This is a genomic window from Vibrio sp. Vb0667 (assembly GCF_033391095.1).
In genome coordinates this window covers 180,988-205,732 of the sequence record NZ_JAWPOL010000002.1, presented here as the reverse complement: position 1 = coordinate 205,732, position 24,745 = coordinate 180,988, and the positions used below count along the sequence as shown (strand labels likewise).

Here is a 24,745-nt window from a genome sequence, read left to right as displayed (position 1 = left end):
ATTAAATTAAGAGCAATCAATAAGTTGTTATAAACAAGTCGTTGCTATACTCATTTCATAGGAAAAAGGAGATTTACAGATGCAGATAAGCTCAGATGTGCACAATTACATGGAAACATTAGTAGGCCAGGTTCTCAGTTTGCCCGAATTTTTAGAACAGTATGACAACGAACAGTTAGCCGATATTGCTTGCCTTGCGCTTATCCAGCTCAAGCCTGTCTATATCCGTCATGATATTGATTTTTTGTCTTCACTTCCTGAACAAAAATTAAGCCAGTTTAAGCAAAGCGCGGATATAGCGGTGAAAAACGCCGCAGAAATGGTGAAAGAAGACAGGCGTAAAAACCGAGAGTATGATGTGCCTGTAATTTTTTCCCATACTAGTTATGATGATGACAAAGAGTTGGATTGGTATGAAAAACCGATCCTTAACGTTAATATTAAGTAAGAGTCGCTCAGTTGACTAGTGAGCTGACCCAAGGAGGAATCGTGGGATTTTTTTCGCGTTTGTTTGGTGGTAGTGAGAAAACCGCTGAAGCTAAAACTATCGAGCCAGTTGAGTATAAAGGTTTCTTTATTTACCCAGAGAGCCTTTCAGAGGGCGGACAATATCGCATCGCTGGTCGAATAGAAAAGCATGACGATGATGAAGTGAAAACACATCGGTTTATTCGCTCCGATTTGCTTGGCTCAGAGCAAGATGCCAATGACCTTATGTTGAAGAAATCTCAAATGTTTATTGATCAAATGGGCGATAAAATCTTCGACTAGCAATTTACTGCAATTTGATTCCAGTCATCTTAAAAAGAGCCATTAGTGTATATGCTAGTGGCTCTTTCTTTTTAACGCTTAAATCTCTGTTAAGTCGGTATTTAATCGTTACCTGGTTAGACCTCAGTCTAGTACGGTGTTGCGTTGTTATTTTTCGAGCACAGAGCGACAATCATTCATTACTTAGCGTTATATGTAATGAAATTTAGTATTTAAATTACAAAACACATGAAGTAATTAGACGCGTTCGATACAAACAGAATAATAACAGGGCTGTTAGTCAAGGTGTTATTGTGCAAATGGGTGTCCCCAAACATCATCTTTCGTTTGCAATTGTCTTGCGTGGTAAACAGATAGAAATAAAAAAGAATTAGAGTAGAGCGACGCTCTGTTTTGGGACTAATTTATTGATATGTATACAAGGAGTATGCGTTTTGCAAATCGGTGTACCTAAAGAGATACTCGCGGGTGAATCGCGAGTGGCTGCATCGCCGAAGTCGGTTGAGCAGTTAATAAAATTGGGATTCGATGTCGCGATTGAATCCCAAGCGGGGGGGCTAGCGAGTTTCGATGATGCCGCTTATGAAGCAGCTGGTGCGAAAATCGTTTCTAGTGAAGAAGTTTGGGCATCTGGCCTTATTTTAAAAGTTAATGCGCCAATTGTGGATGATGAGCAAGGCATTGACGAAATTGCGTTACTGCAAGATGGAGCAACACTGGTTAGCTTTATTTGGCCGGCTCAAAATGCTGAGTTGATGGAACAACTTTCCAGTAAGAACATTAACGTTCTTGCCATGGATTCCGTTCCTCGTATCTCACGTGCACAAGCCTTAGACGCGCTATCTTCGATGGCTAATATCGCTGGTTATCGTGCAGTGGTTGAGGCAGCTCATGAGTTTGGTCGTTTCTTTACAGGTCAAATTACGGCTGCCGGTAAAGTACCTCCAGCGAAAGTATTGGTTGCGGGTGCTGGCGTCGCTGGCTTGGCGGCTATCGGTGCTGCAGGTAGCTTAGGTGCCATTGTCCGTGCGTTTGACGTCCGCCCAGAAGTAAAAGAGCAAGTTGAATCGATGGGCGCTGAGTTCCTGACCGTTGACTTTCAAGAAGAGTCAGGCTCTGGGGATGGCTACGCAAAAGAAATGTCTGATGACTTCAACAAAAAAGCGGCAGAGTTATACGCAGAGCAAGCTAAAGATGTTGATATCATTATTACGACCGCGCTCATCCCTGGTAAACCTGCGCCGAAGTTGATCACCAAAGAAATGGTCGACAGCATGAAAGCGGGCAGTGTAATTGTCGACTTGGCAGCTGCTAATGGCGGTAACTGTGAATATACAGTGAAAGACCAAGTTATCATGACGGATAACGGCGTAAAAATTGTTGGTTACACTGACATGGTTGGTCGTTTGCCAACACAATCTTCTCAGCTTTACGCGACAAACCTTGTCAATCTTCTAAAACTGCTGTGTAAAGAGAAAGATGGCAACATCAATATTGATTTTGAAGATGTTGTTATCCGTGGCGTTACCGTGGTGAAAGAAGGTGAAGTTACTTGGCCAGCGCCACCAATTCAGGTTTCAGCTCAGCCGCAAGTGAAACAAGAACAGCCTGTGAAGCCAGAGCCTAAAGTAGAAGAACCTACGTCTCCAACGAAGAAAATTATTGGTGTGGCAGCGGCTGTTGGAGCCTTTGCATGGGTAGCATCGGTTGCTCCAGCAGCGTTTCTTTCTCACTTTACTGTATTTGTTCTAGCGTGTGTTGTCGGATACTACGTAGTATGGAATGTTACCCATGCACTTCATACTCCACTAATGTCAGTAACGAATGCTATCTCTGGCATTATTGTCGTTGGTGCATTACTGCAAATTGGACAAGGTAATGGCGTCGTTTCATTCCTATCTTTTATTGCCGTATTGATCGCGAGTATCAATATCTTCGGTGGTTTCACCGTCACCAAGCGTATGCTTGAAATGTTCCGCAAAGATAAATAGGAGTCACAATGTCTGCAGGATTAGTACAAGCAGCTTACATTGTTGCTGCATTATTTTTCATCATGAGTTTGGCGGGGCTTTCAAAGCAAGAGTCTGCTCGTAATGGTAACTACTACGGTATCGCTGGTATGACGATCGCGCTGATAGCGACGATCTTTAGCCCAGATGCGCAAGGTTTTGGTTGGATCATTATCGCGATGGCGATAGGTGGTGCGATCGGTATTTTCTATGCGAAGAAAGTAGAAATGACCGAGATGCCAGAACTGGTTGCGATTCTACACAGCTTTGTAGGTTTAGCTGCGGTTTTAGTTGGCTACAACAGCTACCTAGATGCGCCAGAAGCAGCAACACATGCTGAGCATGTTATCCACCTTGTAGAAGTATTCTTGGGTGTGTTCATCGGTGCCGTAACTTTCACCGGTTCAATTGTCGCATTTGGTAAGCTGCGTGGTGTGATTTCTTCGTCGCCACTTAACCTGCCTCATAAGCACAAAATGAACCTCGCAGCGGTTGTTATTTCTACGCTTCTTATGATCTACTTCGTAAAAGCAGATGGCAGCATGTTCGCTCTTATTGTGATGACTTTGATCGCGTTCGCATTCGGCTACCATTTAGTCGCTTCAATCGGTGGTGCAGATATGCCAGTTGTTGTCTCTATGTTGAACTCATACTCAGGTTGGGCAGCAGCGGCAGCAGGTTTCATGCTAGCAAATGATCTATTGATTGTAACAGGTGCTTTGGTAGGTTCATCAGGTGCGATTCTTTCTTACATCATGTGTAAAGCAATGAACCGTTCGTTTATCAGTGTTATTGCCGGTGGTTTTGGTCAAGAGATAGTGATTTCAGGTGACGAAGAGCAGGGCGAATATCGTGAAACAACGGCTGAAGAAGTTGCAGAGATGTTGAAGAACTCAAAATCAGTAATCATCACTCCAGGATATGGCATGGCAGTAGCTCAGGCACAATACCCTGTTCATGAAATTACTGATGTACTTCGTTCACAAGGTATTGAAGTTCGCTTTGGGATTCACCCAGTAGCGGGTCGTCTACCGGGGCATATGAATGTGTTACTCGCTGAAGCAAAAGTACCGTATGATATCGTTCTTGAAATGGATGAAATCAATGATGACTTTGCAGAAACCGATACCGTATTGGTTATCGGTGCTAACGATACGGTCAACCCAGCCGCACTGGAAGATCCGAACAGCCCAATCGCTGGTATGCCCGTATTGGAGGTATGGAACGCGAAAAACGTAGTGGTATTCAAGCGCTCAATGAATACTGGTTACGCAGGAGTACAGAACCCACTGTTCTTCAAAGAAAATACATCAATGCTATTTGGTGATGCGAAAGAAAGTGTTGAGTCTATTTTTAAAGCACTTTAACCATTCTTGATTTAAAACTATACAGGGTCAGCAATCGCTGGCCCTTTTTTGTTCCGTTTCAATGTTATAGTAATGCAAATCCTTCTGTTAGCAGATGTCAATTGCTTGTAGATTGATGTATAGTTTTGGCTAATGTAACAAGTGACGGTAACAGTTTGATTAAAAAGTTTTTGCTCGGTTTTGCAACTGTATTGCCGCTTTTTTCGGCACCTGCATTTTCCGATTCACTACCAGAAAGAATAGATACGTTTACAGAGCTATTTAACTATGAAGTAGCTCTTAAGTCGTACGATATTCGTATTCTGCAATCAAATTATCCTACCAAGTTACTTGCGCCAGATTCGCTTCTGCCGCAAACGTCTGACTATCCGTTAAAAGATATCCAACAGCTTTACAGCTTGGCGAATACTTGTCGTGGCAAATTACCATTAAGTCCTTTAATTACTGAGCCTTTGGTATTTACAAGAGCGATTTGTAAAGGGACGCAGCTGACACCTCGTTGGTTCTCGCGTAGTGGTCTCATTCACCCTGGTGGTGGGACGTACGCGGCACGTTATGTGGATAAGTATCCAGAACTCAAACCCAAACTATCTCAGTACATGCATATAAAAGAGCGTGATAACGAGGAAAGGGATGAGTTGCTAGAAAGCTTGAAAAACATGGATGACGACGCCATTAATGCTTTGATTGCGGGCGCGAGCATGTTTATTGAAGGTAACGAACTTTGGCTAAGACGTGGTGACCGTTACTTTGTTTTCGAGAAAGATATCTGGCAAGAGAACGTAGCGAATGCGGGTCTGTCATACGCTCTAGCCTCTCAAAGCAAAAGTTGCTTTGTTAAACGAGGCAATATTTGTTGGGATGTAGAAGATCACTCGCAAGTTTTGCGGATCAGTATGATCATACTGGTAATCGCCAATATTCTTTTGGTGATTGGTTGGGCGGTGTACCGTTGGAATAGCAAGCGAGAAGAACTACGTAGTAGAATGCTCGTGTTGCAAATTTTAACGCATGAGCTCAGAACACCGATTGCATCTCTGTCACTAACGGTTGAGGGCTTTCGTCGAGAGTTCGAGCATTTACCTGAAAGTGTGTATGACGAATTCCGCAGATTGTGTGAAGATACGCGCCGCCTGCGTCAATTGGCAGAAGCGAGTAAAGATTATTTGCAATCTGATAACCAAATGCTTGCAACAGACTGGGTACCATCCGTTGCAGATTGGTTAGAATTTAAGATCGAAGAAGAATTTGATAGTGCCGTGCTTTTTAACATCAATGAAGATGTGGCTGCTAAAGTTAATGTGTACTGGTTAGGAACTTGTATCGATAACTTGCTTCGTAATGCGCTTAAGTACGGTGTCGCACCGGTTGAATTGGATATCTCAACTAGTGAAGAAAAAATAGTATTCCAAGTCCGAGATGCAGGAGGCCTAACGGCTAAAGATTGGGCAAATTTGAAGAAACCGTTCGTAAGTAAGAGCGGGTTAGGACTTGGATTAACAATCGTTGAATCTATGGTAGGCCGCATGGGCGGAAAAATGTCCTTAATGGGACCACCTACAACTTTTATATTGGAGATACCTTGTGAAACAGACACTGCTTCTCGTTGAGGACGATAAAAACTTGGCTGACGGCCTGTTAGTAAGCCTGGAACAAGCAGGATATGAGTGTTTACATGTGGAGCGTATTGCAGACGTAGAGCCACAATGGAAAAAAGCTGACTTGGTAATTCTCGATCGCCAACTCCCAGATGGTGACTCTGTACAATGTCTCCCAGAATGGAAACAGATTAAAGACGTACCAGTTATCTTGTTAACGGCACTTGTTACCGTAAAAGATAAAGTTGCAGGCCTTGATTCCGGCGCGAACGACTACTTAACAAAGCCTTTTGCTGAAGCGGAGCTTTTTGCGAGAATCCGTGCACAGCTACGAGCACCGGATTCAGCAGAACAAAGCAACGCTGATAAAGTGATTACGAAAGACTTAGAGATTGACCGCTCGACTCGTGAAGTGACTTATAAAGACGAGCTAATTACGCTTACTCGAACAGAGTTTGATTTGCTGCTATTTTTGGCGTCAAACTTAGGTCGCGTGTTTACTCGTGATGAGCTACTTGACCACGTTTGGGGTTACAATCACTTCCCGACAACACGTACGGTTGATACACATGTACTGCAGCTTCGTCAAAAACTGCCAGGACTGGAAATTGAAACACTTCGTGGTGTTGGCTACAAGATGAAAGCATAAGTCGTAATGAAAATACTACTCCCTGTAGTTCTCTCATTAGCGTTAGTGAAACCAGTCCATGCGATGGACTGGTTTCAAACTAACACGCCTTTAACACAGGCACATCAACACTTACTTGAAGATGATCTTGCGGGTATGTTCAACTCTCTTGTTGAACTCTGGCAAACTGAACCAAGTAAAGATTTGACTCCTCACCTTAATGATCTTCTTGGTCAGTCACTATCTAAAAACTGTGGCAAGGCTCTCACTGGTGTAACGCTGCCTGATTGGATAAGTGGTGTGAACGTTATTCGTCAGACTATTCAAAGCCCTGGGCGAGATACATTTAGATTGGTGATCAAGCTAAGAGCTACAACTGACATCGAAAATATTTCATTTAATCGATGGGTGGATGATTCTATATCCGCGGACAGTTCATTCAGCTATGAACAACAGCCGAACGGGACAGAACTTGCCAACGAGCGTAGTTACTCGAAACGCTATAACTTAACAGGCAAGCTTGAAGCTGGTTTATATCACTTAACCGTTGTTTCTACTGATAAACAAGAGTATCGAACTTGGGTAATACTTGGAGATTCAAACTCTTCTCAATATGTTCGTTGGACATCTAAAGAGAATTGGAAAGTAGAAAAGAGCGCACTTCGTAATCCCCATTGTCCATTACCGCAACTTGAAGTTGGTTTGTATGACTACATTGATGGCCAGTACGAGCAAATGTGGAAAAAGACTTATGAGTCTAACTATCCAAATTCATTGGAGCTAGCGGGTGTCCCAAACGATAGATACGTATTGGCGGTAAGTATCAATAGTCGCCGTTGGCAGGGCGATATAATTGTTGAGCAGGCTCAAACTATTAGCCGAACCTATGATCTTTCCCAGGAAGAATAGTTAAAGAAATACTACTTGTGCCGATAAAGGTTCAGGACGAACTAAAATCACAAGTGTAGTATGAAAAACAAATATAAAATTCTTGCCACTTCTGTTGCTACTATTCTTTTCGCTAATGCTGCTTCTGCTGCTACTTATGCGATAGAGGCTCGTAGTGATGCAATGGGTGGCGTTGGTACCGTATCAGCAACTTATCTAACTGCGCCTTTTTTCAACCCTGCTCTTACTGCGATTTATCGCCGAAATGACGATGCAGGCATGATCGTGCCAAGTTTTGGTGGCAGCTACGATGATCAATATGATCTAGTTGATGAGATCGAACGCATCAGCAAATTGACAGACGTCGATGAAATCAAAAAATCGATGGATGCTATCGATGGGAAAAAGACAGACTTTGATCTTGGTGGTGTCGTTGCCATTGGTATCCCCAACAAATTCTTATCTGCAACTGCATACGGTAAGCTATACACTGAATCATTCGTACAACCAAATGTTGATACCTCAGGTACTAATCCATTAGATGATAGCTATGTACAAGGTGTTTCTATTGGCGTGGCTGAAGCTGGTATTTCACTTGCTAAATACACTAATTTCATGAACCAACACCTTTCTTTTGGTGTTACTCCTAAACTTCAGCGTATATACACGTACTCATACGCCACGAGTTTTCAGAATTTTGATACTAAAGACTTACGTGAAAATGAGACCGCGGAAACGATGTTTAACTTAGACGCCGGCGCACTTTGGTTCTTTGGCCCATATCGTCTCGGTATTTCAGCGAAAAATTTGATCGGAAGAGACGTTAAAACAAAATCATTCCAATATGGCAGCGATACGATAAAATCATACGAATATAGCATGCGTCCTGTATACACCGTTGGGGCAGGGATTGTTGCCGATTACTTTACGATGAGTGTTGACTACGATCTTAACGAAGAAAAACGTTTTTCATCCTTTGATGATAATACGCAAATGATTCGAGCTGGTATTGAATTTGATATTTTGCGTCAAATGGCATTACGGGCAGGGTATATGAAGAACTTAGCTCGAAGTAATGACGAAGGAACCATTACTGCTGGTATCGGGTTGTCTCCACTTAAGTTGTTCGAATTGGATATCGCAGCTCAGTACACAAACGAGAACGCTATGGGTGCATCCATTAATTTCCTTGCTACCTATTGATTGAATCGTTATAGTCAGCTCCTCAAAATGAGGAGCTTTTTATGTTTGACGATTTACCCCCTCTATCTCACCAAGAGCAACAACAAGCTGTAGAGAGAATTCAAGAATTGATGGCGAAGGGCACAAGTACTGCAGAAGCTATCAAAATTGTTGCAGAACGGATTCGATCTGAGTACGCAGAAAAACAACAGCAACAAAACTAATCAATTCATGGACAGGGCATACGCCCTGTTTTTTTGCCTTTCTATTTTCTATTCCTTTACATTCCCAAACACCACCCTGGTTACGCTGTAACTACAATTTACTATACCTATATGATTTTAATCTTGTTCAATTACCTTTAAGACTAAATAGCGAGTTAGTAAAATTTTACCCAGTCGTGTTAACCTTAGTTTTCGTAGCACAGGTAATTAGGCATTTTTTAAAGAACTTATAAATTAAACTCAATTATATCAATTGCTTACCTCGGTCTTTTAATCTGCCAACCATATTGGTCGCGATTGATTTTGTAATTTAATTACAAAGCCCAAGAGAGCCTCTCTCTCAGGCAGAAGATTATGCTAAAAAAAGAAAAAAGAGACACCGTAACTTATAACGGTAATTAAACTAGACTTATTAAATACGCGATATAAGAACAGTAAGCACTCGCAGACATATGTAATAGATGAATCGGAAGTTCATCTTATTTAGCTGCTTTTTTAGCCGAAATACGTCTCCTGGATTTGAGCGGAGCGTTACATATTGAACACGCTTAACCTAAAGTAGTTTTACTAAACTAGGCGACGTTGAAGTGGGTAATATGAAACCTCAAGAGTAGTAGAAATCAAGAGCAGTAACGCCTATTACAACGTAACGTTTCCTGACGTCCTTCCTGTTAAATAGTCCGATAATTAGAGAAGAAATTGGAAAAACATCGTTGACCTTTGGATGAGAGGAAGCAACAAGGTTGCAATGAAAACTATTTGCCTGTTTTACACTAAACTCCTTTAACTATCATGTAGCAGTAGTTTTGATGTTGTGTTCGCTCTATGTGGACTAGACTTAATATGAGAACAAAAACTAACCAAGGGAGGAATGATGGGTTACAAGCACGTTTTGGTTGCTGTCGACTTATCTAAATCTAGCCAAGCCGTTATCGAAAAAGCAATAATGCAAGCAGATAACTCAAGCAGCAAACTCTCATTTGTTTACGTAGATGTCGATCGCATAGTCATGGAAACTAAGGAAGAGCAAGAATTGGAAAGGAGGCTGCAAGAGCTCGCTGATAAATGCTTATACCCAGTAAGCGAGACCATGGTAGTAATCGGCGATCTTCATATAAAACTATCGGGAATCGTCAAAAAAGAGGGGATAGATTTAGTTGTCTGTGGTCATCATCACAACTTATTGAGTCGCTTTTTTTCATCGATACCAAAGGTTGTGAACGAAGTTGAAGCTGATTTATTAATCGTCTATTTAGACGAGTGATCGACAACTCTTGTTCGCACTCATCATTTTTTGTCACTAAAAAGCCGAACTTTTATGTTCGGCTTGGTGTATCGGTGATAATAAAAGTTTTTAGCCAGGAATGATTGATGCCTCATGAGATAAAACAGATGCAGACTCCGCGTTTGACTGCAGATCAAAATGTACGTTAACTTGCACGCCTTCTCGCTCAAAAGTGACATCATCAAAATCGGTCATAGCGATTTTGAATCCATTTCTAGCAAAAAAGCCAGTCACCATAGTTCGCTGCTTAATTTCTAATGCAGACGCGAGTAGCTTATCCATGGCATTCTCCTTGGTTATTGTGGGGATATGGGTAGAAGATACACATAGATTGGTATGAAATCAATTTTATATAAAGTTGCTTTTGATGAAAATTTTAATGTAAGTCAATCTATCGTTTACCCCACGTGATTTATTCCACGCAAAACCTTGATAACAAGACGGCAGAGCATCTCACATTGTGATAGCAAGCATAAAGATGGGGTGTTAATAAATACCGCTGAAACAATATGTTACAAAGATTAGCGTTAGGCCTAGTTGAGTAGACAACGCAAAATTCTAAATCTGAACAACCGCCCTAAAATGACTCACTCTTCAATACTTGTGATAACTCAGACCTAATAAAAGTAGATATCTCAGCTAGCTTTCTTGGCAAAGGGTTTTGATAAGGGTAGGCAATATACATGGAACGTTCTATATCAAAAGTTTGCGATATTCGGATGTTTTTGTCTATATAGTTACTTTTAATAAGATAGTTTGGAATGACACCAACCCCAACTCCCTCAGAAACAAAGTTTATTAAAATAGAGGTGTTATCAACTTCGATAACATCAGTATATTGACTTTTAATTGATTCCTTATTCGAATGATATTTGTAGATTAATAGTGTTTTGTGGTTGGCATTACTTACCCTAGATATCAAAATATCACTATAATCACCAATTTTATGTGCAATAAGAGTGTCATCAATAACATTATTAAGCCTAATCGCTAAATCTACATTGCTTTCTAATAAATTTTCTACATTGTTACTTGATGATATTTCAAAATCAACTTTTGGATATCGTTCTTTTAAGTCTTTAAGAACAGAACCAAAAATAGAAGAGGCTATAGAGTTGGGCATTGTGATTTTAAACTTTCCATCAATGCATTCACTCAACGAGCTAGCTCTGTAATTTAACTCGTGCAAACTCTCTAACGTCTTGATAGCAAGCTCTCTAATGCTTTCGCCATGGTCAGTTAAAACGAGTTTCCTTGTTGTCCTGTGGACGAGTGTTACACCAAGTTGTTTTTCTAATGCTGCTAGCTGCCTGCTGACTTGAGCTTTCGACTTTCCAAGTTCTTTTGATGCCTCTGTAAGAGAGAGGTGTTTACAAATGGCTGCAAAGCAGATCAGCTCATTGTTCATCAATTCCATGATTGTTACCTTTTTGCAACTCTGAGTCACGTTGTCTTTTAACTGGTGGGAAAGTATAACTTGCTTCATCGGAGGGGGACAATGATATCTAAAAGCCGCCATGAAATAAAGGCAGACTACTATCTTAATAAAAGTATATTGGATATTAGGTTAAACCGATATCCTGAAGAAATTAACTCAATCGGATTAAATATAGAAAATAAAGATTTAAAAATAAAAAATTATCTCGTGAACTTACTAAGTTGGATTCGGGTGATTTAATTGTTGATTGTGCATCATTGATAATGACTCATTCCATATTGGAAAAAGTAATAATAAACGTTGAAATTGATTCTTAAATTATAAAGTTAAACGTGTGAGGGTATTTAAATATGAAGACTGCAATACAAAATTCGAAAAGATCTGTTTATCAGAAAGATACATTGTATAGAATAATAAATAATCTTAGTACTTTGTATACCAAATCACTAGTAAAATTATTTGGTGAAGAGTTGAGAACCCATCATTGCAAACATAAGATTAATGTAAGAACCATTAACGAGTTGAGTGAACATATGAAGAAAGATCTAGGTATAGATTGAAAAGTAGAGAGTTTACATCTGTTAGATTCCTTGTTCCTATAAAGGTAATCTAGTACTTACACGTTTGGGGTAAGCAAATGCGTGTCCATGTTGACTCATATTGAATGAGCAAGATGCAAAACCAACGTGCATGGTGTCGGACGTAACCCAAGATACAGTTCAAGTGGTCGCTGTGGTGGAATCGAAGTTCATGGCCCATACAGGACAGCTGATGAAGCCTGTAAGGCCGCAAAGGCCAAATACGGCGTAACTAAGCTGACTTCACCAATGCTAATCTTCTAACCCTTAAGTTCGTATTATGGGCGCTTATGTTGAATGCGATTGCATATGTGTGTCCTATCAAATGTCTCTCTTTTGAGGGACAATTCAATGAAGTATCACGAAATGACTAAAAACTATATTTTTCGTGAACTTGAATGTGGTTTAACCGTCGAAGAAGCTGCCAAACTTTGTTTAAAAAGTGTGAGGACGGTCAAACAGTGGGATAAGGGAAAAGCCATTCCGCCGGAGTGTAAAAGGCTGATGCGCATGAACAAGGGTAGAGAACTGAGCATCTGCGATGGGTGGGAAAACTTCGTAATGAGGCATGACCGCTTAGAGTTGCCGACTGGTCAACGGGTGACGCCTCAGCAAGTACTGATTGGCGTAGCGTTATTAGAATTGGGGGCTTCAAATGATAGAGAAGTTGCTCACCGAATCCTGAAGTATGCCAGAGTGTTGAAGAATATGGTGTAATAAAAAAGGCTCCGAGTGGAGCCTGTATGATTTAGCAAAATATTTAATGCCAACAACCTTGTCCATTAAAATAAGACGGGTCACGAGGCAGTTTGCGCAGCGTGCTTTCATCTTGTAAGTAACGCTTCTCGAAATTTGCTCGTTTGGCTCCCCAGGCGGGTAATTCTCTAAGTACACTAATTATTCCTTGAACCTCTGGAGTGTCAAAACCATATCCACGAGACAAAAGATCTTCTAAAACTGGGTACAAATCCTTATAAATTCGGTTTGCATCAGCTTTTGAATCTAGTTGACCTTTCATCTTCATTAAAAGAGAACCTAGAGGGGATGCTTTTCCTAACTGTTCAAGAATTGCGTTCATGAGCTATTACCTTCGCTATGTATACATTAAGTATTAACTGAATAAAGAATACAAAATAGTAATCATCAGGGAGAGTCTGGTTACTATAAAGTATCATCGGACAAACATTTTCAACGATGGTCATGACCACAAAACTGATGCCAATGTAGGTTCGAATTTTAGAGTCGATTACATCAGCTCCCATGAAAACTGAAAATAAAGTCACAATGACGGCATATGTAATCAATGTTGAAAAGAAAGAAATTACTTGTTCTAAGACACTAGCTACCATGCCATAAGCATTTAGAAACGCAGAACCGACAGTTAAAAATGCGAATAGTACGATCGCTTTCTTTTGATTATTAATATTAAGCACGACTTATACCTAATGTTGAAATGACGAACAATTATATTAAAAAGCTCGAGCATTTTTAATCTCAATGACCACAAATAGTTATTTTTCCTACAAAAAACATCACCCTAACTACACAGCTGCACTCGTTCATCTCATTTGATACTCACCAAGGTGCACATGGGTGGGTGGAATTTTTACTGATACTAATATGTAGAAAGATACCAAATGTATTGGAACAATATTGGACAATGAAATTTGGTGATGAATAACCAACTCTACAGCGCATTATGGGCGCTTGTTTTGAATACGATTGCATATGTGTATCCTATAAAATGTCTCTCTTTTGAGGGACAATTCAATGAAGTATCACGAAATGACTAAAAACTATATTTTTCGTGAATTTGAATGTGGTTTAACCGTCGAAGAAGCTGCAAAACTTTGTTTAAAAACTGTTAGAACGGTCAAAGAATGGGATAAAGGAAAATCTATTCCGCCTGAGTGTAAACGCTTAATGAGGATGAATAAGGGTAGGGAACTAAGCAGTTGTGAAGACTGGGAAAACTTCGTAATGAGGCATGATCGGTTAGAACTTCCAACAGGACAGTTGGTTACTGCGCAGCAAGTATTAATTGGGGTTGCTTTACTTGAGTTAGGGGCATCAAATGATATAAAGGTTGCTCATCAAATATTGAAGTATGCAAGAGTACTAAAGAGAATCGTGTAATTAAAGGCTCCAGTTGGAGCCTTCATTGTGATGTTATACCATCGTTATTCCAAGAACTCTCAATATCTCCTATCAACCTCTTAAGTTTCTTTTCTTCACAAGCAATTGCTGAATTTTCGAGTTCTTTCCAAATATCACTTGATACTTTGCCAGCAAATCTTGAAATAATATTTAATAAATCAGCTTGCTTACTATTTAACTTGGCAACGCCATAATCTGTGAGATTGAGCTGATAAACTTTCATTCTAGTTGTTAGCTCTTCGTTTCGTAATGTTAGCTCTTCAAGTCTATTTGTTTGACTTCTGACCAATTCATCCAGAGTTTTTATGCGTTCATTAAGGTTCTCTATTTCGTTATTCAAACCTTGATTCAGCATTTTAATTTGATCAATCTCTTCCTCTGACTCTTTCTGGATTCTAGCTGGTACATGCATCAATCTAGCTTCGTTTTCTGCAACTTCAAGATCGAACGATGAGCGCTTTAGTTTCCGAGACAGTCTTTGAGCTTCTACACGACCCTCCAAAAGCTCAAATAATTGCTGTCGGTAAGCATTGATGGTTATAGGGATGTACACTACGAGCAAAGCGACGAAGAATGGATAAGTTAAATCGGTGACAGACAAGTATTGCTGTTTAATGGCAGTTATTTTAGCTTCAACATCACCTTGAGCCCAAAACAAGTAATAAATCAAATCCCAGTTGTACATTATCAGAGATAAACTATACGCTCCGAGAAAAGGCTGTCTAATTCTATCTTTTGTATGCTCTAAAATAGAGCTTAAAACTTCTTTCATGTAATGGTTTCACTATCGTTATAGGTCACTATACAAAAATTATTCATCATAGTTGAACTTCTTCTCACTTTATAAGTGCACCAAGGTGTAGTAATCAAAAGGCTCCAGTTGGAGCCTTATTTTTCTATTCAACATCTAATGACTCTGGCCAGATAAAGTAAGGACCAAAACGTTTACTGTATTTGAACTCACCACCCAACGATTTCCCTTCTTCGGTTAAAGAATGTTTTCCATCATCGAAAGATAAGTAGCCTTTGCTTACACACATCTGAAGAAAGTCATCTGTTTTAATTTTGTGCTTCTTGGCTAGCTTGGATGAAGTTAGCTTGGCTTTTTCTGGTTCTGAGTCTTCACGTTTAGAAGAGTCATTGGTAGATGATGTAACCTTCTCTAATGAAATACGAACCTCATCACTAATACGAATAATACGTTGTGCTTCCTCATAGGAGTCTTTGTAGACATTGGGGTCTTCGTCACGATCAATAAAGATGCCCATTTCGTTATTGTTTACTTGGCTAAACTCGTAGAGGTTTAAACTTGTAATGATACAAGCACTTTCATTCATGTAACACTTTGCATGGAGGTTTTTGCAAAAACTGGTACGCACAAAGGAGAGACCTTTAAGCCAGTTAATCTCATCAGGTTGTAGCTCACTTTTGCCATAGACAATTCGAATGTCGATTTTTAATCGGTCTTTGTCTTCTAAAAGTTCTCGAATGCGATCATTAAGCTTGAGAAATGGGCTGATAAGAATCAGTCTTTCCGATGCGTTCTTGATAAGTTCTTCGAGATAGTAATTTGTAGCGCTTGTATTTAAAAACTTAGCCATTTCATATCCTTGACATATAAAACCTAGCGCACACAGGCTACGACTAAGTACCGGTTTGATCAAGAGTCACAAATGCAAAACACGAAGCACAAGCAGAGAATCACAATCTTTTGTGGAACTATTCATTTTTTCGCTTGCTCTCTTTCAAGTTAATCCATAGTACGCAGTTTGTTTTTTTGCTGTTTTTTGAGCTGTGTGAGATTAGTGAAAGCACAAAGCGGCTATTATGCAACTTTATACACACCAAGGAGATTGAAATGCCATTATATTACGTAAATAAGAGAGCACAGGCTAATGGAGATCATGAAGTGCATAGCGATAGCTGTTTTTACATATCTAAAATTAAGGAAAAGGAATTTTTAGGTCTTTTCGATAACTGTGTAGAAGCTGTTGCAAAGGCAAAATTAATCTATAGTAAAGCAAATGGCTGTGCGTTTTGCAGTCCAGCGTGCCATACAGGTTAAACAAAAACTGTATAACTCAAAGGCTTCGAAGAGAGCCTTTGAGTTACTATGTCTATTTTATTCTATTCTATTGCTTTCGATAAACTCTTCGAATACTTCTATGTTTTCTTTTGGCAATAGTGAAGTTTCTAAGTATTTGAGTATTTTATATTTCTTTACCAATGGTGCCATTTTTTCAGAACCATAACCGCTAATACAATTGTAAAATAGCAGAAGCAATTCGTATCGAGATAGCTGAGCACGCAATAGGTTGGTATAGACAGATTTGTCCGAGATGAAATCAGCACGATCAACTAATTTTAATAGGTTATAAAACGTCCTATAATATTGACCCAAGTCGTCTCCATTTTTTTCGTAAAATTTATTATACTCTTTAACTATACCTTCTAGGTTTCTGCACTCATCATTAAACTCGCTCTTGCGGTCAAAGCCCTGCTGACTCCAAGTAGAAAAGTAACTCGTAATTAATATTTGATATAACTTTTGTATAGCATCTCTACCCTCGTAGCCTCTCCCTTGTAAAGAGCTATAAACAATATCTCTCCTACAATTGTCAAGAAACTCTAACATCTTAAAAAAAGTGCTTTCAAAGCGCTGAATCTGCAGCGTTTCATTTTGAGCTTTCATCTCTTCCTTTTGACCACTTAACTCCTCACGAGTTAAGTTTAACTCTTGCCTTTGGAGAGACAGTTCATCACGTTGCATAACAATTGTGATAATCAAACCAGCAAAAGCCAATCCGGAAAAAAGGGATGTCAAAACGCCAAAGCTATCACCAAAAACCCCCGAATTACTTATCGAGAGATTATTGATTGGCCACGTTAAGGCAATCAAAGTCCCTCCATACAATAAAACTGCACAAACCACACCACCAATTAACAACACGCTCAAACTCTTTATCTTCATAAAATCTCCATATGGGGCAGGATCAACTTTCAACAAAACATATATTTGTCATTAATAAAATTCGATATTTCAATAGTATACTGATTGTTTATTATATGGGATAGCGTATCAATCATTGAAAACCGGTGGAATTTACCCCCGTAATACAGATTCGGGGGTTTGACCTCCCGCCGCACGTCGCGCAATCGTCCTAGCCCGTCCTCACTTGCTCCGCGCGTCCGTCGGAGAGAACCCAGAAAAGAAGAATAAACATTGCTCGACACTCGCAAAGCTTTGACGTTGTGAGTATGCAGCGTTCCGGTAGGTTAACGCGCCTTTGGTGTGGATAGTCTCTGCAAGGCTGGTCTAGCAGGAAGGAGGGCGGCAGCATCCAAATAGCCTTGGGCTGCTAACCGCGCCGATTAAGTGATGAGGCTAGGTTTTGCTATGGTGGGCGGCTTGGTGCCTCGTCGTCGCTCCGCAACTCCTTATCCCTGCGGGGCTGGCACCTTGCCTTTAATTGAAGTAGTCGACCAGTTTGCCTAGGAGGTATCTGGAAAGGTCATACACGAGCACCACTATGACTGCATTCACTATCGAGAGATGATCAAACAGCTCGATGATTTCAACCAGCTGTCCATGCGTTACGTATTCATTCATTAGGTTTCGTCTCCACTAAACAAACCGCCAACAGGTTTGAGTTCAATATCTTGCTCTTGCCGTTGTGCATATTGCTCATACGGCGAACACGTGACATAGAAGTTGGATGCGCCGTGGGACAGCTGGACGAGACAATCGTCCAGATATTCCATCTTGACGCCCAACTTGTTTAGGAATCCGTCATCGAGGTAAGTCACACCGCGCGGTGTGACAACCTCAAAATGCACGTTGACGTGTATCGAGGTGGCTTTGTGCCAACGTTCCACCGCAGAGACATAGATACTTTCTGAGTTCGCCAGTGGGAACCAAGCAGGAACGGTGCCTACGTCATGATAAGACTCATTCCCGCAACCAGAACCCGTACAGCCAGAACCACTAGAACCCATGACAGAACCAGGCGAACCACTTTGACCAGGACGAGCTTGAACTTGCGAAGTCGAAACGCCACCTTGCTGCGAAGTTTGATGAAGCTGCGTTCCTTCCGCAGTTGTCGTCTCAGAATCAGAAACCATACCAATAAGCGCATAAACTAAGTACCCAAATGAAAGCACGACCAGTGCCATAGCTGCTAAGAATTTAGGGTTAAGGAAGATGTTCTTTCCAAGTCCCGATTTGGTGATTTGCCCCGTGACGGTCGAGGCGTAGAGTAGGTGGACATCAAGCGGCACCTTGAGGTTATAAACCACATCGTCTTTGCTTGGTTTGGTGACCGTTCGAGTTGGGTCATGTTCCAAGATGCGCGGTTTACGGTTGGAAAAGAAGATCCCATCTTTACCCTTATGTTGCTTGGCCAACTCCGCGACACCTTTTAACTCTTTCGGGATTTGAGCAAAGTCAGGCGTGAGCAACACAATGTCCCAGTTGTAGTGCCGGTGCTCCATAAAGGCGTTGTTAAAGTTCTCGGGATAGATGATGCGTCCTTGCTCATCAAAACGTGTGCGTTGGCAATCATCTATCTCGCCATTGTCCAAGCTGGATGTATCAATCGTTAGCCAACGAGAGTGAAACAGCTCGGAGAATCCTTCCGGTAAGTGAGGCTCAAAATCAGTAAAAGGGCGCTTGTGTATGTTCGCCATTTTGAAACCTGCATTGACCGAGAAGATTTGCTGACACTCATCAATGAGGATGAACGCCCCAATGGGCGCCCAACAGAAAAAGTATTTCCAAAGCTCGAAGCCTTCAGGATTGCGAGAGCTAATGCGAATGAGCCGAGCTGTATCAGGAAACTTCTCACCAAGGCGTTGTTCAATCACTTCAAGTGGCTGCATGCCATGAATGTTGGTAATGCAAATTCGACCTTCACGCAGTGCAGGCAGTAAGTCAAACCACACGGCGCAAGCCGATTTGTAAGAGCCACCGTGACCGTATCGAAATGAAGTAGCCATTCAATCACCAGTTAAAGAAACGCATAACTAAAGACGTAGCGAACGCATCAAAGATGACACGTAGCCCAGAGGTGACGCCGTATTCGGTCAAGATATAACGGACGTCAGAGGGAAGCGCATTAAAGCGGTCTTCGACAAGCGTATAGACGCCATATTCTTCGAGCAGCAGCTGGGCAATCTTGAGTGCGATTTGTATCGAGGCAATCTTGATATCGAACCATACTGAGATAAGCCACATCGCGACGTATTCAAACACGTTCTTTATCCATTCAATCGCCACATCAAAGAAGTCGAGAAAGGTTTGCCCAATGTTGGCAATAAACTCTAATGCTGAGTAGATGTATTCCATGTTATTTACTCCGATTACCAAACAGAACCCAAAGGGCGATTAAGGCACAAATGAACAGCACGACAGGGCGCACATACCCCGATACCGCATCAAAACGCTGTAGTCCTGATTCAACGGTTGCGCCTTTGATGTTAAAAGACTTGTCGCTTAATGTGCCGTTATTGAAGTTGGTGCCGATAGTGATTAAGCCTTTGATGTCGTCCACATAGCCTTGGATGTATTCGGCTTTTTTATCTATCGTGGTTTGCAGGATGGCAAAGTCTTCTGCCGTGAAGATTTCGCCAGTGATAGCGGTGCCCGTAGGTGTGCCAAACTCTGAGCCAGTCAATAGACCCTCAATCGCATTTAAGCTGTTATCGAGTTCGCCCATTGAATCACCAAGCCCTTTTAAATCGTTACGAATACCAATGGTCGCGTTGGTATTGTTGTTTACCGCCGTAGTGATATCGCCGTTGGCCTGTTGGATGAGTGCCTTGGTGTTGTTATAAATCTTGTTGTCATTGATTTGCTGTTCTTGAATGGCTTGGGTGTTATCAACCAAAGAGCCTTTCACATCAATGACCGCATTGGTGATGTCAGCGTGTGATTGGTTGATATCGACGTTAAGATCATGAATGCCTTTGTTCACATCCACGTTAAGCCCTTTAATGGCAGAAAGGACTGCCGTGTCTGTCGATTCATCCGTGTCAGGATCTTCTACATCCGGTTCATCATCAACGTCACCGGGATTGACCGTGTTGGTTGAATCATCGGGTAGGACACTTGGGTCTTCAATCTCGCCTGTTGGGTCGTCAGGGTCATGGGTTGGGTCTTCCGGTTCATCGGGTGGAATGATGGGTTCATCCGGTCCCTTATCGCCCCAAAACAAAGTGCCACCTTCACACTGACGACCAGTGAACGCGAACTTGAGAGAACATTGAGAGTCGGGCGTGTACTGTCCATCAGGAACGCCAGTACAAATAATGGTGGATTCGTTCTTAGTGACTTCACATCGAGTGGCACCGTAATCACCGTAACAAGCGCCCGTCACCAATTCGCCGTAAATGGCAGGGTGCCAGTACAATTTCACGGTATCGCCAATAGACTGTTTGAACTGGCAAGCGTCCATACATGAGCCGTCAGGATTCTCCCCATACTCACACGGAGGAACGATGGGTTCACAGGTGACACCGTCACCATCATTTATCAATTCATAGTCAGCTGGACACTTAGCCGTATCATGACGGAACCATACAGTTTGAATTTTTGGGAAAGAAGAACTGTCGGTATTACACATTATACGTAAGCCGAACTCATCACTATCCATGTAACATGACGTAGTAGAGAAGTCCTTGTATCGAACAAATTTATTTTCATAACAAGAGACATAAGAATAAGGGTTAACTCTCATCCCCCTAGACAGTTTGCAGTCGGGATAAGCGATAACATCCCTCACAGCGTAAGTAGGTTGAGCTGCGCTTGCGTGCCACGACAGGAACAAGCAAGAAAACAAAATTAAAAAGAGTGACTTATTCACATTTGCACCATTAAAAAAGGGAGCCGAAGCTCCCTTATCCGTTGATTAGTGAGTATTGATGCCACTCACAAAGCCGTGGAGGAATGCCCCCGCAAAGGCAACACCTAGAACGATAGCGAGAACATCTCCAAGTAAATTACCCGATAAAGGAGGCATAGAGGTGAACCGTTAGCGACGCAAGAAGCCAACAACCATTGTCACACCAAAGCCCAGTGCAGCCATACCAATCAGACCCGCCACAACCAGTGATACGTTAGCTTGACCACCGGATACCGCAGAGTTGATTGCGCCCGTAATATCGACTTCAGCGAACGCCGGAGAGACAGACGCAGCCATAAGAGCAGCGCCAGCTGCGGTCTTTTTGTTTACTACTGCGTGTTTTACGTTAGTTACAACAAGTTCTAGTTTTTTCATAAGATTTACCTTTTACTCATAAGGCGAACAACACGACCCACCCAGTGACCAACGACCATGTTGATCAAGAGCACGCCACTGACATACAGGAACAAGTCACCGTTGAATAGGACTGGTTCCTTATATTCTTGGTAGTCCACCGCCGAAATCAGCACGTATTCTTGGCAATCCGCAACAGGCGTTTTCGTTGCTTTCAAATTGCCATACTGGTTAACGACGGTGACGCATACAGACATTTTTTAGCCTTGAACTGTTTTCATTGAAGCTTCAAAGTGCTTCTTAATTTCAGGGTCAACAGGAATGAGCTCAACGACGATAGAGCCGGATAACGGGTCTAACGGGTTCATATCAAGACGAACCTCATACTCACGACGAGGCACCAACGCACCAGTTCTCTCTAATTTGATGGCATAGTCATAATCAATCATGATGGGTTGATCCCATTGCTGGTTAACATCACCAGACTCACCGATAGTACGGCGCTTGAACTTCTCGGAATTGATTTGCTTCATCGGGCGAGAAATGTTCAGTTGAGCCATATCACCGCGAGATGGGTTCCACATGATGTCCATGCCAAGTACAAAAAGTTTTGCTGCCATTTGTTAAGTCTCCAATATGTGAGTCACCAACTTGCCGTAGGTATCGGGGAAGGTGAATTTAGTTCCATCACGGACAAGGGAACCGACCACGGTTTCAATGTCGCCCTCATGGAATTCGATTAAAGAGTTCAGAATTTTCCCGTACTGGCGACGCATCCAGTGCGCAGAGGCCAACAGGTCTAACGCCGCGCGTTTCGTCGGGACGGGTTTGGTATTGAATTTCTTTGCAGTAGAAATCGAGGCTGCGAAATCATTGAGCGCGGCATACGCGCCAGCCGGATTCAGCAACACATCAACATTCCATTTTTTAAGCTCGACCTCAGAGCGATACCAGACAAGGCCAGTGTTCGCGAGTTTCTGCTCAAGAGCCTTGTTGTAGATACGCCAGTAAATGCGCGAGGTACGCGAACCAATCGAGTATTGCTCTTTGGTGTAAATCGGTTTGCCGTCTTTTCCGATACTGGCAATGGTCATATCTTCATGAAGCACAGGGCCACGACCACGTTCTGCGGTGCGGAAACAGTCGTCACGCCACGCCTTGTAAGCGTATTCGCAATCAAAAATGCCGTCGTAATCGTCATAGGCCAAGTCAACACGAGCTAGAGTTTGCACACCAAGCACATTGGTCAGCCAGTCATGCAGCGACCACGCAGGACGACGGGCAAATACATGCTTGCATCCCGTTCCGTTGATTTGGAAATGCACTGTGTCATTGTTACCGCCGATTCCAACGAAGCCGCAGAAGTCCTCACCATCTGGCGAAGTCAGTTTCATGGATTCGGTGTAGAACTGAAAACCCAAACCGCGAGGCGCAGACAACGACAAACCAAGCACTTGATTGGTGAAGATGCGCAAGCAATCTTCTAAGTAGTTTCGGTAACAGATATCAAAGGCTTTGTTGTACGCTTCAATTTCTTCAGACGTCCTAGCGACCGTCGGATTAAACACAGGTGGAGCAGGGAACTTAGGTGCTCGACAGTGACGCTGTAATAGTCCTGATTTGGCAAAGCCTTTGTATTCCTCATGCTTGTGCAATCGACGAACCGCATCATGACAATGACGTAAGTCTTTCACAGCAAACGTAAAACACAGGTAATCAATATGAACGCTTTGCTCATCGAACTTTTTGAGGATGTTAGTTGCAGTAGTCATCAAACACCCCCAAATTGATACGTTGTTCAACGGTCGTGTTGGTGATGGACACCAACTCATAAGAAGCGAACTGAGAGGAAGCCCAAGACTCAAGATGAGACATGGATTTAAGCAAATCCCATTCGTCGCAACCTTTGACCAACACAGACACCGTGTAGTCAGGCAGCAAGTCGTAATAGATGATTTGAGCTTCGTTCATGATTACTGAGCCTCTAAAGCCGTCGCTTTTGAAGGTGTCATGCCTAAGAAACGACATAGAACTTCATGCTCGTCAGATTCAAAGCGAAACTCGTAATCGCCAACCGAGAGATAACCAAAGGACTCTTGGTTGTTTTCGAATGTGCTAATGCAGTAGCCAAAGTGATTGAAAGGAACAACGACTTCTTCAAAGATGTCTGTTGTAGTGATGTAGCACAGCTTGAAAGCAGGAACGTGAGACACAGCGAAATGACGAAGCGTTAACGTTTTAACGTTGACGTTTTGAACTTCAGTTTCCAATACGACCATAACAACCACCTTGACTAGTTGAGAGCGACCGCCGAAGCCAAGACGTAAGCGTCAAGGGCAAACGCCCCAAGCCAAGGCGGTCTTAATTACGATTTGTCGTAAGTGTAATTACGGATTTTCGTAATTGCTAGATGCGAATTTCCGTAACTACTAAGCTAAAATCAAGAAAACGGAGGTAGTCCCATGTATCAAAGTGAGCTGTTAGATGCCTACAAAAAGGCGAAAAACTACGTACAAGACAAGCAAATCGCACATGATTTGAATGTAAACGCGTCCAGAATCAGCGAAATGCGAAAAGGAAGACGCTATATATCTGATTCAGAAGCAGTTTTTCTAGCGGAGAATTCAGGAATTGACCCAGAGATAGCTTTGTTGGGATGTCACGCTGATCGCAACGAAAATCCACACATAAAAGGAATGTGGGAAAACATTGCAAAAAAGTTTAACGGGCTAGGATTATCAAGTATTTCAATGATTTGTGGCATGTTTGCGTTGTGGCTTGGCGACCTTAAAGTAGCTATAGCTAAGTGCGCATTATGTATATTATGTTAAATTGTATATCGCCGTACGCTAAATGTTGTCTGAGTATGCTCCTATTCCCCTGCAGATTTTAAATTTAAGGGCCTTACTGTGAGCATTAAACATAATGGTTATTTACCATAAAATAGCTAATATCGATCTATCAATCTACGATTGCTTGCTCTTCAATTAGCAACTTATAAAAAAATGGCGTCTATTTCTTTAGACGCCATTTTTGTTTACTGGAAATATTAAATTAGCCACCGGCTAATTTGACTGTCATGCCTTTCTTTTCAAAATGTGCCTTGATCTTGTCTCTAGCATCACCTTGAATCTCGATATTGCCATCTTTTACAGAGCCACCACAGCCACAGACTTTTTTGAGTTCTGCCGCTAATAACTTTAAAGGTGCATCATCCAAGTCTAAACCTGTAACAATGCATACGCCTTTACCTTTACGGCCTTTCGTTTGGCGCTGAATCCGAACAACACCATCGCCTTTAGGGCGAGATACTTTTTCTTCTTCCGGTTTAATTCGACCGGTTTCTGTTGAATATACCAGAGTCATT

At 41.8% G+C, this 24,745-nt stretch carries 32 protein-coding genes; 14 read left to right on the top strand and 18 right to left on the bottom strand.

What is annotated here, in order from left to right:
• Window positions 1-79 precede the first annotated feature (79 nt).
• The 10 genes from R8269_RS03580 (at window position 80) to R8269_RS03535 (ending at window position 9,931) form a co-directional block, all read left to right on the top strand.
• Window positions 80-448 carry a late competence development ComFB family protein gene (locus R8269_RS03580; protein ID WP_005376241.1) on the top strand — a complete coding sequence of 123 codons (369 nt, stop codon included), beginning with the start codon at window positions 80-82 and terminating at the stop codon, window positions 446-448.
• Between the two features lie 41 nt (window positions 449-489).
• A complete protein-coding gene (locus tag R8269_RS03575) occupies window positions 490-771 on the top strand; it encodes an HlyU family transcriptional regulator (protein WP_213871117.1) in 282 nt (93 codons plus the stop codon).
• Window positions 772-1,205: 434 nt separating this feature from the next.
• Window positions 1,206-2,762: a Re/Si-specific NAD(P)(+) transhydrogenase subunit alpha gene (locus R8269_RS03570; protein ID WP_025767765.1), complete on the top strand. Its 1,557-nt coding sequence runs from the start codon at window positions 1,206-1,208 to the stop codon at window positions 2,760-2,762.
• An 8-nt stretch (window positions 2,763-2,770) separates the two neighbouring features.
• Window positions 2,771-4,147 carry a Re/Si-specific NAD(P)(+) transhydrogenase subunit beta gene (gene pntB / locus R8269_RS03565; RefSeq protein ID WP_005376248.1) on the top strand — a complete coding sequence of 459 codons (1,377 nt, stop codon included), beginning with the start codon at window positions 2,771-2,773 and terminating at the stop codon, window positions 4,145-4,147.
• A gap of 155 nt (window positions 4,148-4,302) precedes the next feature.
• On the top strand, window positions 4,303-5,757 hold the full coding sequence (vxrA, locus tag R8269_RS03560) for a sensor histidine kinase VxrA (RefSeq protein ID WP_258477215.1): 1,455 nt from the start codon (window positions 4,303-4,305) through the stop codon (window positions 5,755-5,757).
• The gene (vxrB, locus tag R8269_RS03555) at window positions 5,732-6,394 is read left to right on the top strand and encodes a response regulator transcription factor VxrB (protein ID WP_005376251.1); all 663 of its coding nucleotides are present in this window, start codon (window positions 5,732-5,734) and stop codon (window positions 6,392-6,394) included. The genes vxrA and vxrB overlap by 26 nt, the downstream gene beginning before the upstream one ends.
• A 6-nt stretch (window positions 6,395-6,400) precedes the next feature.
• The gene (locus R8269_RS03550) at window positions 6,401-7,282 is read left to right on the top strand and encodes a DUF2861 family protein (protein ID WP_053303637.1); all 882 of its coding nucleotides are present in this window, start codon (window positions 6,401-6,403) and stop codon (window positions 7,280-7,282) included.
• Window positions 7,283-7,342: 60 nt separating this feature from the next.
• Window positions 7,343-8,464: a conjugal transfer protein TraF gene (locus R8269_RS03545; protein WP_005388052.1), complete on the top strand. Its 1,122-nt coding sequence runs from the start codon at window positions 7,343-7,345 to the stop codon at window positions 8,462-8,464.
• Window positions 8,465-8,505: 41 nt separating this feature from the next.
• Window positions 8,506-8,667: a YoaH family protein gene (locus R8269_RS03540; RefSeq protein WP_005376257.1), complete on the top strand. Its 162-nt coding sequence runs from the start codon at window positions 8,506-8,508 to the stop codon at window positions 8,665-8,667.
• 874 nt (window positions 8,668-9,541) lie between these two features.
• The gene (locus R8269_RS03535; protein WP_258477218.1) at window positions 9,542-9,931 is read left to right on the top strand and encodes a universal stress protein; all 390 of its coding nucleotides are present in this window, start codon (window positions 9,542-9,544) and stop codon (window positions 9,929-9,931) included.
• Between the two features lie 90 nt (window positions 9,932-10,021).
• On the opposite strand, the gene R8269_RS03530 is transcribed toward R8269_RS03535, so the two are convergent.
• Both R8269_RS03530 and R8269_RS03525 read right to left on the bottom strand, forming a co-directional pair.
• Window positions 10,022-10,234, bottom strand: a complete 213-nt coding sequence (locus R8269_RS03530; protein WP_005376260.1) for a hypothetical protein — start codon at window positions 10,232-10,234, stop codon at window positions 10,022-10,024.
• 295 nt (window positions 10,235-10,529) lie between these two features.
• Window positions 10,530-11,369 (bottom strand): LysR family transcriptional regulator, encoded by an 840-nt coding sequence (locus R8269_RS03525; RefSeq protein WP_258476958.1) that lies wholly within the window; start codon window positions 11,367-11,369, stop codon window positions 10,530-10,532.
• A 950-nt stretch (window positions 11,370-12,319) separates the two neighbouring features.
• Here R8269_RS03525 and R8269_RS03520 point away from each other — a divergent pair.
• Window positions 12,320-12,685, top strand: a complete 366-nt coding sequence (locus tag R8269_RS03520; protein WP_053303053.1) for a phage protein — start codon at window positions 12,320-12,322, stop codon at window positions 12,683-12,685.
• A 43-nt stretch (window positions 12,686-12,728) separates the two neighbouring features.
• Here the strand turns inward: R8269_RS03520 and R8269_RS03515 are convergent, their stop codons facing one another.
• Together R8269_RS03515 and R8269_RS03510 are read right to left on the bottom strand one after the other, a co-directional pair.
• Window positions 12,729-13,046, bottom strand: a complete 318-nt coding sequence (locus tag R8269_RS03515; protein WP_230850607.1) for a hypothetical protein — start codon at window positions 13,044-13,046, stop codon at window positions 12,729-12,731.
• A complete protein-coding gene (locus R8269_RS03510; protein ID WP_230850608.1) occupies window positions 13,030-13,401 on the bottom strand; it encodes a hypothetical protein in 372 nt (123 codons plus the stop codon). The genes R8269_RS03515 and R8269_RS03510 overlap by 17 nt, the downstream gene beginning before the upstream one ends.
• A 337-nt stretch (window positions 13,402-13,738) precedes the next feature.
• Here R8269_RS03510 and R8269_RS03505 point away from each other — a divergent pair, with 337 nt between their 5' ends.
• Window positions 13,739-14,104, top strand: a complete 366-nt coding sequence (locus R8269_RS03505; RefSeq protein WP_042770978.1) for a phage protein — start codon at window positions 13,739-13,741, stop codon at window positions 14,102-14,104.
• 22 nt (window positions 14,105-14,126) lie between these two features.
• Here the strand turns inward: R8269_RS03505 and R8269_RS03500 are convergent, their stop codons facing one another.
• Together R8269_RS03500 and R8269_RS03495 are read right to left on the bottom strand one after the other, a co-directional pair.
• Window positions 14,127-14,897 (bottom strand): hypothetical protein, encoded by a 771-nt coding sequence (locus tag R8269_RS03500; protein ID WP_080534616.1) that lies wholly within the window; start codon window positions 14,895-14,897, stop codon window positions 14,127-14,129.
• A gap of 124 nt (window positions 14,898-15,021) precedes the next feature.
• The gene (locus R8269_RS03495; RefSeq protein WP_318222454.1) at window positions 15,022-15,726 is read right to left on the bottom strand and encodes a phospholipase D family protein; all 705 of its coding nucleotides are present in this window, start codon (window positions 15,724-15,726) and stop codon (window positions 15,022-15,024) included.
• A gap of 257 nt (window positions 15,727-15,983) precedes the next feature.
• Here R8269_RS03495 and R8269_RS03490 point away from each other — a divergent pair, with 257 nt between their 5' ends.
• Complete coding sequence (locus R8269_RS03490; RefSeq protein WP_143696964.1) at window positions 15,984-16,190, top strand: hypothetical protein; 207 nt, start codon at window positions 15,984-15,986, stop codon at window positions 16,188-16,190.
• A 57-nt stretch (window positions 16,191-16,247) separates the two neighbouring features.
• On the opposite strand, the gene R8269_RS03485 is transcribed toward R8269_RS03490, so the two are convergent.
• The 11 genes from R8269_RS03485 to R8269_RS03435 form a co-directional block, all read right to left on the bottom strand.
• A complete protein-coding gene (locus tag R8269_RS03485; RefSeq protein ID WP_318222453.1) occupies window positions 16,248-17,096 on the bottom strand; it encodes a putative phage abortive infection protein in 849 nt (282 codons plus the stop codon).
• Window positions 17,097-17,591: 495 nt separating this feature from the next.
• Window positions 17,592-17,735: a hypothetical protein gene (locus tag R8269_RS03480; RefSeq protein WP_080369130.1), complete on the bottom strand. Its 144-nt coding sequence runs from the start codon at window positions 17,733-17,735 to the stop codon at window positions 17,592-17,594.
• Window positions 17,735-19,120, bottom strand: coding sequence for a zonular occludens toxin domain-containing protein (locus tag R8269_RS03475; protein WP_053314086.1), 1,386 nt, complete (start codon window positions 19,118-19,120; stop codon window positions 17,735-17,737). The genes R8269_RS03480 and R8269_RS03475 overlap by 1 nt, the downstream gene beginning before the upstream one ends.
• Before the next feature lie 4 nt (window positions 19,121-19,124).
• The gene (locus R8269_RS03470) at window positions 19,125-19,469 is read right to left on the bottom strand and encodes a DUF2523 family protein (RefSeq protein ID WP_318222452.1); all 345 of its coding nucleotides are present in this window, start codon (window positions 19,467-19,469) and stop codon (window positions 19,125-19,127) included.
• A 1-nt stretch (window position 19,470) separates the two neighbouring features.
• Entirely contained in the window at window positions 19,471-20,985 is a 1,515-nt protein-coding gene (locus tag R8269_RS03465) for a hypothetical protein (RefSeq protein WP_258510379.1), read from the bottom strand.
• A 168-nt stretch (window positions 20,986-21,153) separates the two neighbouring features.
• Complete coding sequence (locus R8269_RS03460) at window positions 21,154-21,399, bottom strand: hypothetical protein (protein ID WP_005477614.1); 246 nt, start codon at window positions 21,397-21,399, stop codon at window positions 21,154-21,156.
• Between the two features lie 5 nt (window positions 21,400-21,404).
• A complete protein-coding gene (locus R8269_RS03455) occupies window positions 21,405-21,635 on the bottom strand; it encodes a hypothetical protein (protein ID WP_005477619.1) in 231 nt (76 codons plus the stop codon).
• Window positions 21,636-21,638: 3 nt separating this feature from the next.
• Window positions 21,639-21,998 (bottom strand): DUF1293 family protein, encoded by a 360-nt coding sequence (locus R8269_RS03450; RefSeq protein ID WP_025638316.1) that lies wholly within the window; start codon window positions 21,996-21,998, stop codon window positions 21,639-21,641.
• Window positions 21,999-22,001: 3 nt separating this feature from the next.
• Window positions 22,002-23,150, bottom strand: coding sequence for a replication initiation factor domain-containing protein (locus tag R8269_RS03445; RefSeq protein ID WP_257970893.1), 1,149 nt, complete (start codon window positions 23,148-23,150; stop codon window positions 22,002-22,004).
• Window positions 23,134-23,349, bottom strand: a complete 216-nt coding sequence (locus R8269_RS03440; protein WP_029826510.1) for a hypothetical protein — start codon at window positions 23,347-23,349, stop codon at window positions 23,134-23,136. Before R8269_RS03440 ends, R8269_RS03445 begins: the two co-directional genes overlap by 17 nt.
• A 2-nt stretch (window positions 23,350-23,351) precedes the next feature.
• The gene (locus tag R8269_RS03435) at window positions 23,352-23,657 is read right to left on the bottom strand and encodes a hypothetical protein (RefSeq protein ID WP_258509114.1); all 306 of its coding nucleotides are present in this window, start codon (window positions 23,655-23,657) and stop codon (window positions 23,352-23,354) included.
• A 183-nt stretch (window positions 23,658-23,840) separates the two neighbouring features.
• Here R8269_RS03435 and R8269_RS03430 point away from each other — a divergent pair, with 183 nt between their 5' ends.
• Window positions 23,841-24,209, top strand: a complete 369-nt coding sequence (locus R8269_RS03430; RefSeq protein ID WP_029856192.1) for a DUF3693 domain-containing protein — start codon at window positions 23,841-23,843, stop codon at window positions 24,207-24,209.
• A gap of 223 nt (window positions 24,210-24,432) precedes the next feature.
• On the opposite strand, the gene yciH is transcribed toward R8269_RS03430, so the two are convergent.
• Entirely contained in the window at window positions 24,433-24,744 is a 312-nt protein-coding gene (gene yciH / locus R8269_RS03425) for a stress response translation initiation inhibitor YciH (RefSeq protein ID WP_318222451.1), read from the bottom strand.
• Window position 24,745: the final 1 nt, after the last annotated feature.

What these genes read in the sequence shown, in the direction of transcription:
- R8269_RS03530 (WP_005376260.1), bottom strand. Translation starts at nt 10,234, where the DNA reads ATGGATAAGCTACTCGCGTCTGCATTAGAAATTAAGCAGCGAACTATG.
- R8269_RS03535 (WP_258477218.1), top strand. Translation starts at nt 9,542, where the DNA reads ATGGGTTACAAGCACGTTTTGGTTGCTGTCGACTTATCTAAATCTAGC.
- R8269_RS03545 (WP_005388052.1), top strand. Translation starts at nt 7,343, where the DNA reads ATGAAAAACAAATATAAAATTCTTGCCACTTCTGTTGCTACTATTCTT.
- R8269_RS03455 (WP_005477619.1), bottom strand. Translation starts at nt 21,635, where the DNA reads ATGTCTGTATGCGTCACCGTCGTTAACCAGTATGGCAATTTGAAAGCA.
- R8269_RS03550 (WP_053303637.1), top strand. Translation starts at nt 6,401, where the DNA reads ATGAAAATACTACTCCCTGTAGTTCTCTCATTAGCGTTAGTGAAACCA.
- pntB (WP_005376248.1), top strand. Translation starts at nt 2,771, where the DNA reads ATGTCTGCAGGATTAGTACAAGCAGCTTACATTGTTGCTGCATTATTT.
- R8269_RS03470 (WP_318222452.1), bottom strand. Translation starts at nt 19,469, where the DNA reads ATGGAATACATCTACTCAGCATTAGAGTTTATTGCCAACATTGGGCAA.
- R8269_RS03430 (WP_029856192.1), top strand. Translation starts at nt 23,841, where the DNA reads ATGTATCAAAGTGAGCTGTTAGATGCCTACAAAAAGGCGAAAAACTAC.
- R8269_RS03540 (WP_005376257.1), top strand. Translation starts at nt 8,506, where the DNA reads ATGTTTGACGATTTACCCCCTCTATCTCACCAAGAGCAACAACAAGCT.
- R8269_RS03460 (WP_005477614.1), bottom strand. Translation starts at nt 21,399, where the DNA reads ATGAAAAAACTAGAACTTGTTGTAACTAACGTAAAACACGCAGTAGTA.
- R8269_RS03515 (WP_230850607.1), bottom strand. Translation starts at nt 13,046, where the DNA reads ATGAACGCAATTCTTGAACAGTTAGGAAAAGCATCCCCTCTAGGTTCT.
- R8269_RS03475 (WP_053314086.1), bottom strand. Translation starts at nt 19,120, where the DNA reads ATGGCTACTTCATTTCGATACGGTCACGGTGGCTCTTACAAATCGGCT.
- R8269_RS03495 (WP_318222454.1), bottom strand. Translation starts at nt 15,726, where the DNA reads ATGGCTAAGTTTTTAAATACAAGCGCTACAAATTACTATCTCGAAGAA.
- R8269_RS03485 (WP_318222453.1), bottom strand. Translation starts at nt 17,096, where the DNA reads ATGAAGATAAAGAGTTTGAGCGTGTTGTTAATTGGTGGTGTGGTTTGT.
- R8269_RS03445 (WP_257970893.1), bottom strand. Translation starts at nt 23,150, where the DNA reads ATGACTACTGCAACTAACATCCTCAAAAAGTTCGATGAGCAAAGCGTT.
- R8269_RS03440 (WP_029826510.1), bottom strand. Translation starts at nt 23,349, where the DNA reads ATGAACGAAGCTCAAATCATCTATTACGACTTGCTGCCTGACTACACG.
- R8269_RS03505 (WP_042770978.1), top strand. Translation starts at nt 13,739, where the DNA reads ATGAAGTATCACGAAATGACTAAAAACTATATTTTTCGTGAATTTGAA.
- R8269_RS03520 (WP_053303053.1), top strand. Translation starts at nt 12,320, where the DNA reads ATGAAGTATCACGAAATGACTAAAAACTATATTTTTCGTGAACTTGAA.
- yciH (WP_318222451.1), bottom strand. Translation starts at nt 24,744, where the DNA reads ATGACTCTGGTATATTCAACAGAAACCGGTCGAATTAAACCGGAAGAA.
- R8269_RS03480 (WP_080369130.1), bottom strand. Translation starts at nt 17,735, where the DNA reads ATGAATGAATACGTAACGCATGGACAGCTGGTTGAAATCATCGAGCTG.
- R8269_RS03490 (WP_143696964.1), top strand. Translation starts at nt 15,984, where the DNA reads ATGCCATTATATTACGTAAATAAGAGAGCACAGGCTAATGGAGATCAT.
- R8269_RS03500 (WP_080534616.1), bottom strand. Translation starts at nt 14,897, where the DNA reads ATGAAAGAAGTTTTAAGCTCTATTTTAGAGCATACAAAAGATAGAATT.
- R8269_RS03435 (WP_258509114.1), bottom strand. Translation starts at nt 23,657, where the DNA reads ATGGTCGTATTGGAAACTGAAGTTCAAAACGTCAACGTTAAAACGTTA.
- R8269_RS03580 (WP_005376241.1), top strand. Translation starts at nt 80, where the DNA reads ATGCAGATAAGCTCAGATGTGCACAATTACATGGAAACATTAGTAGGC.
- R8269_RS03525 (WP_258476958.1), bottom strand. Translation starts at nt 11,369, where the DNA reads ATGGAATTGATGAACAATGAGCTGATCTGCTTTGCAGCCATTTGTAAA.
- R8269_RS03450 (WP_025638316.1), bottom strand. Translation starts at nt 21,998, where the DNA reads ATGGCAGCAAAACTTTTTGTACTTGGCATGGACATCATGTGGAACCCA.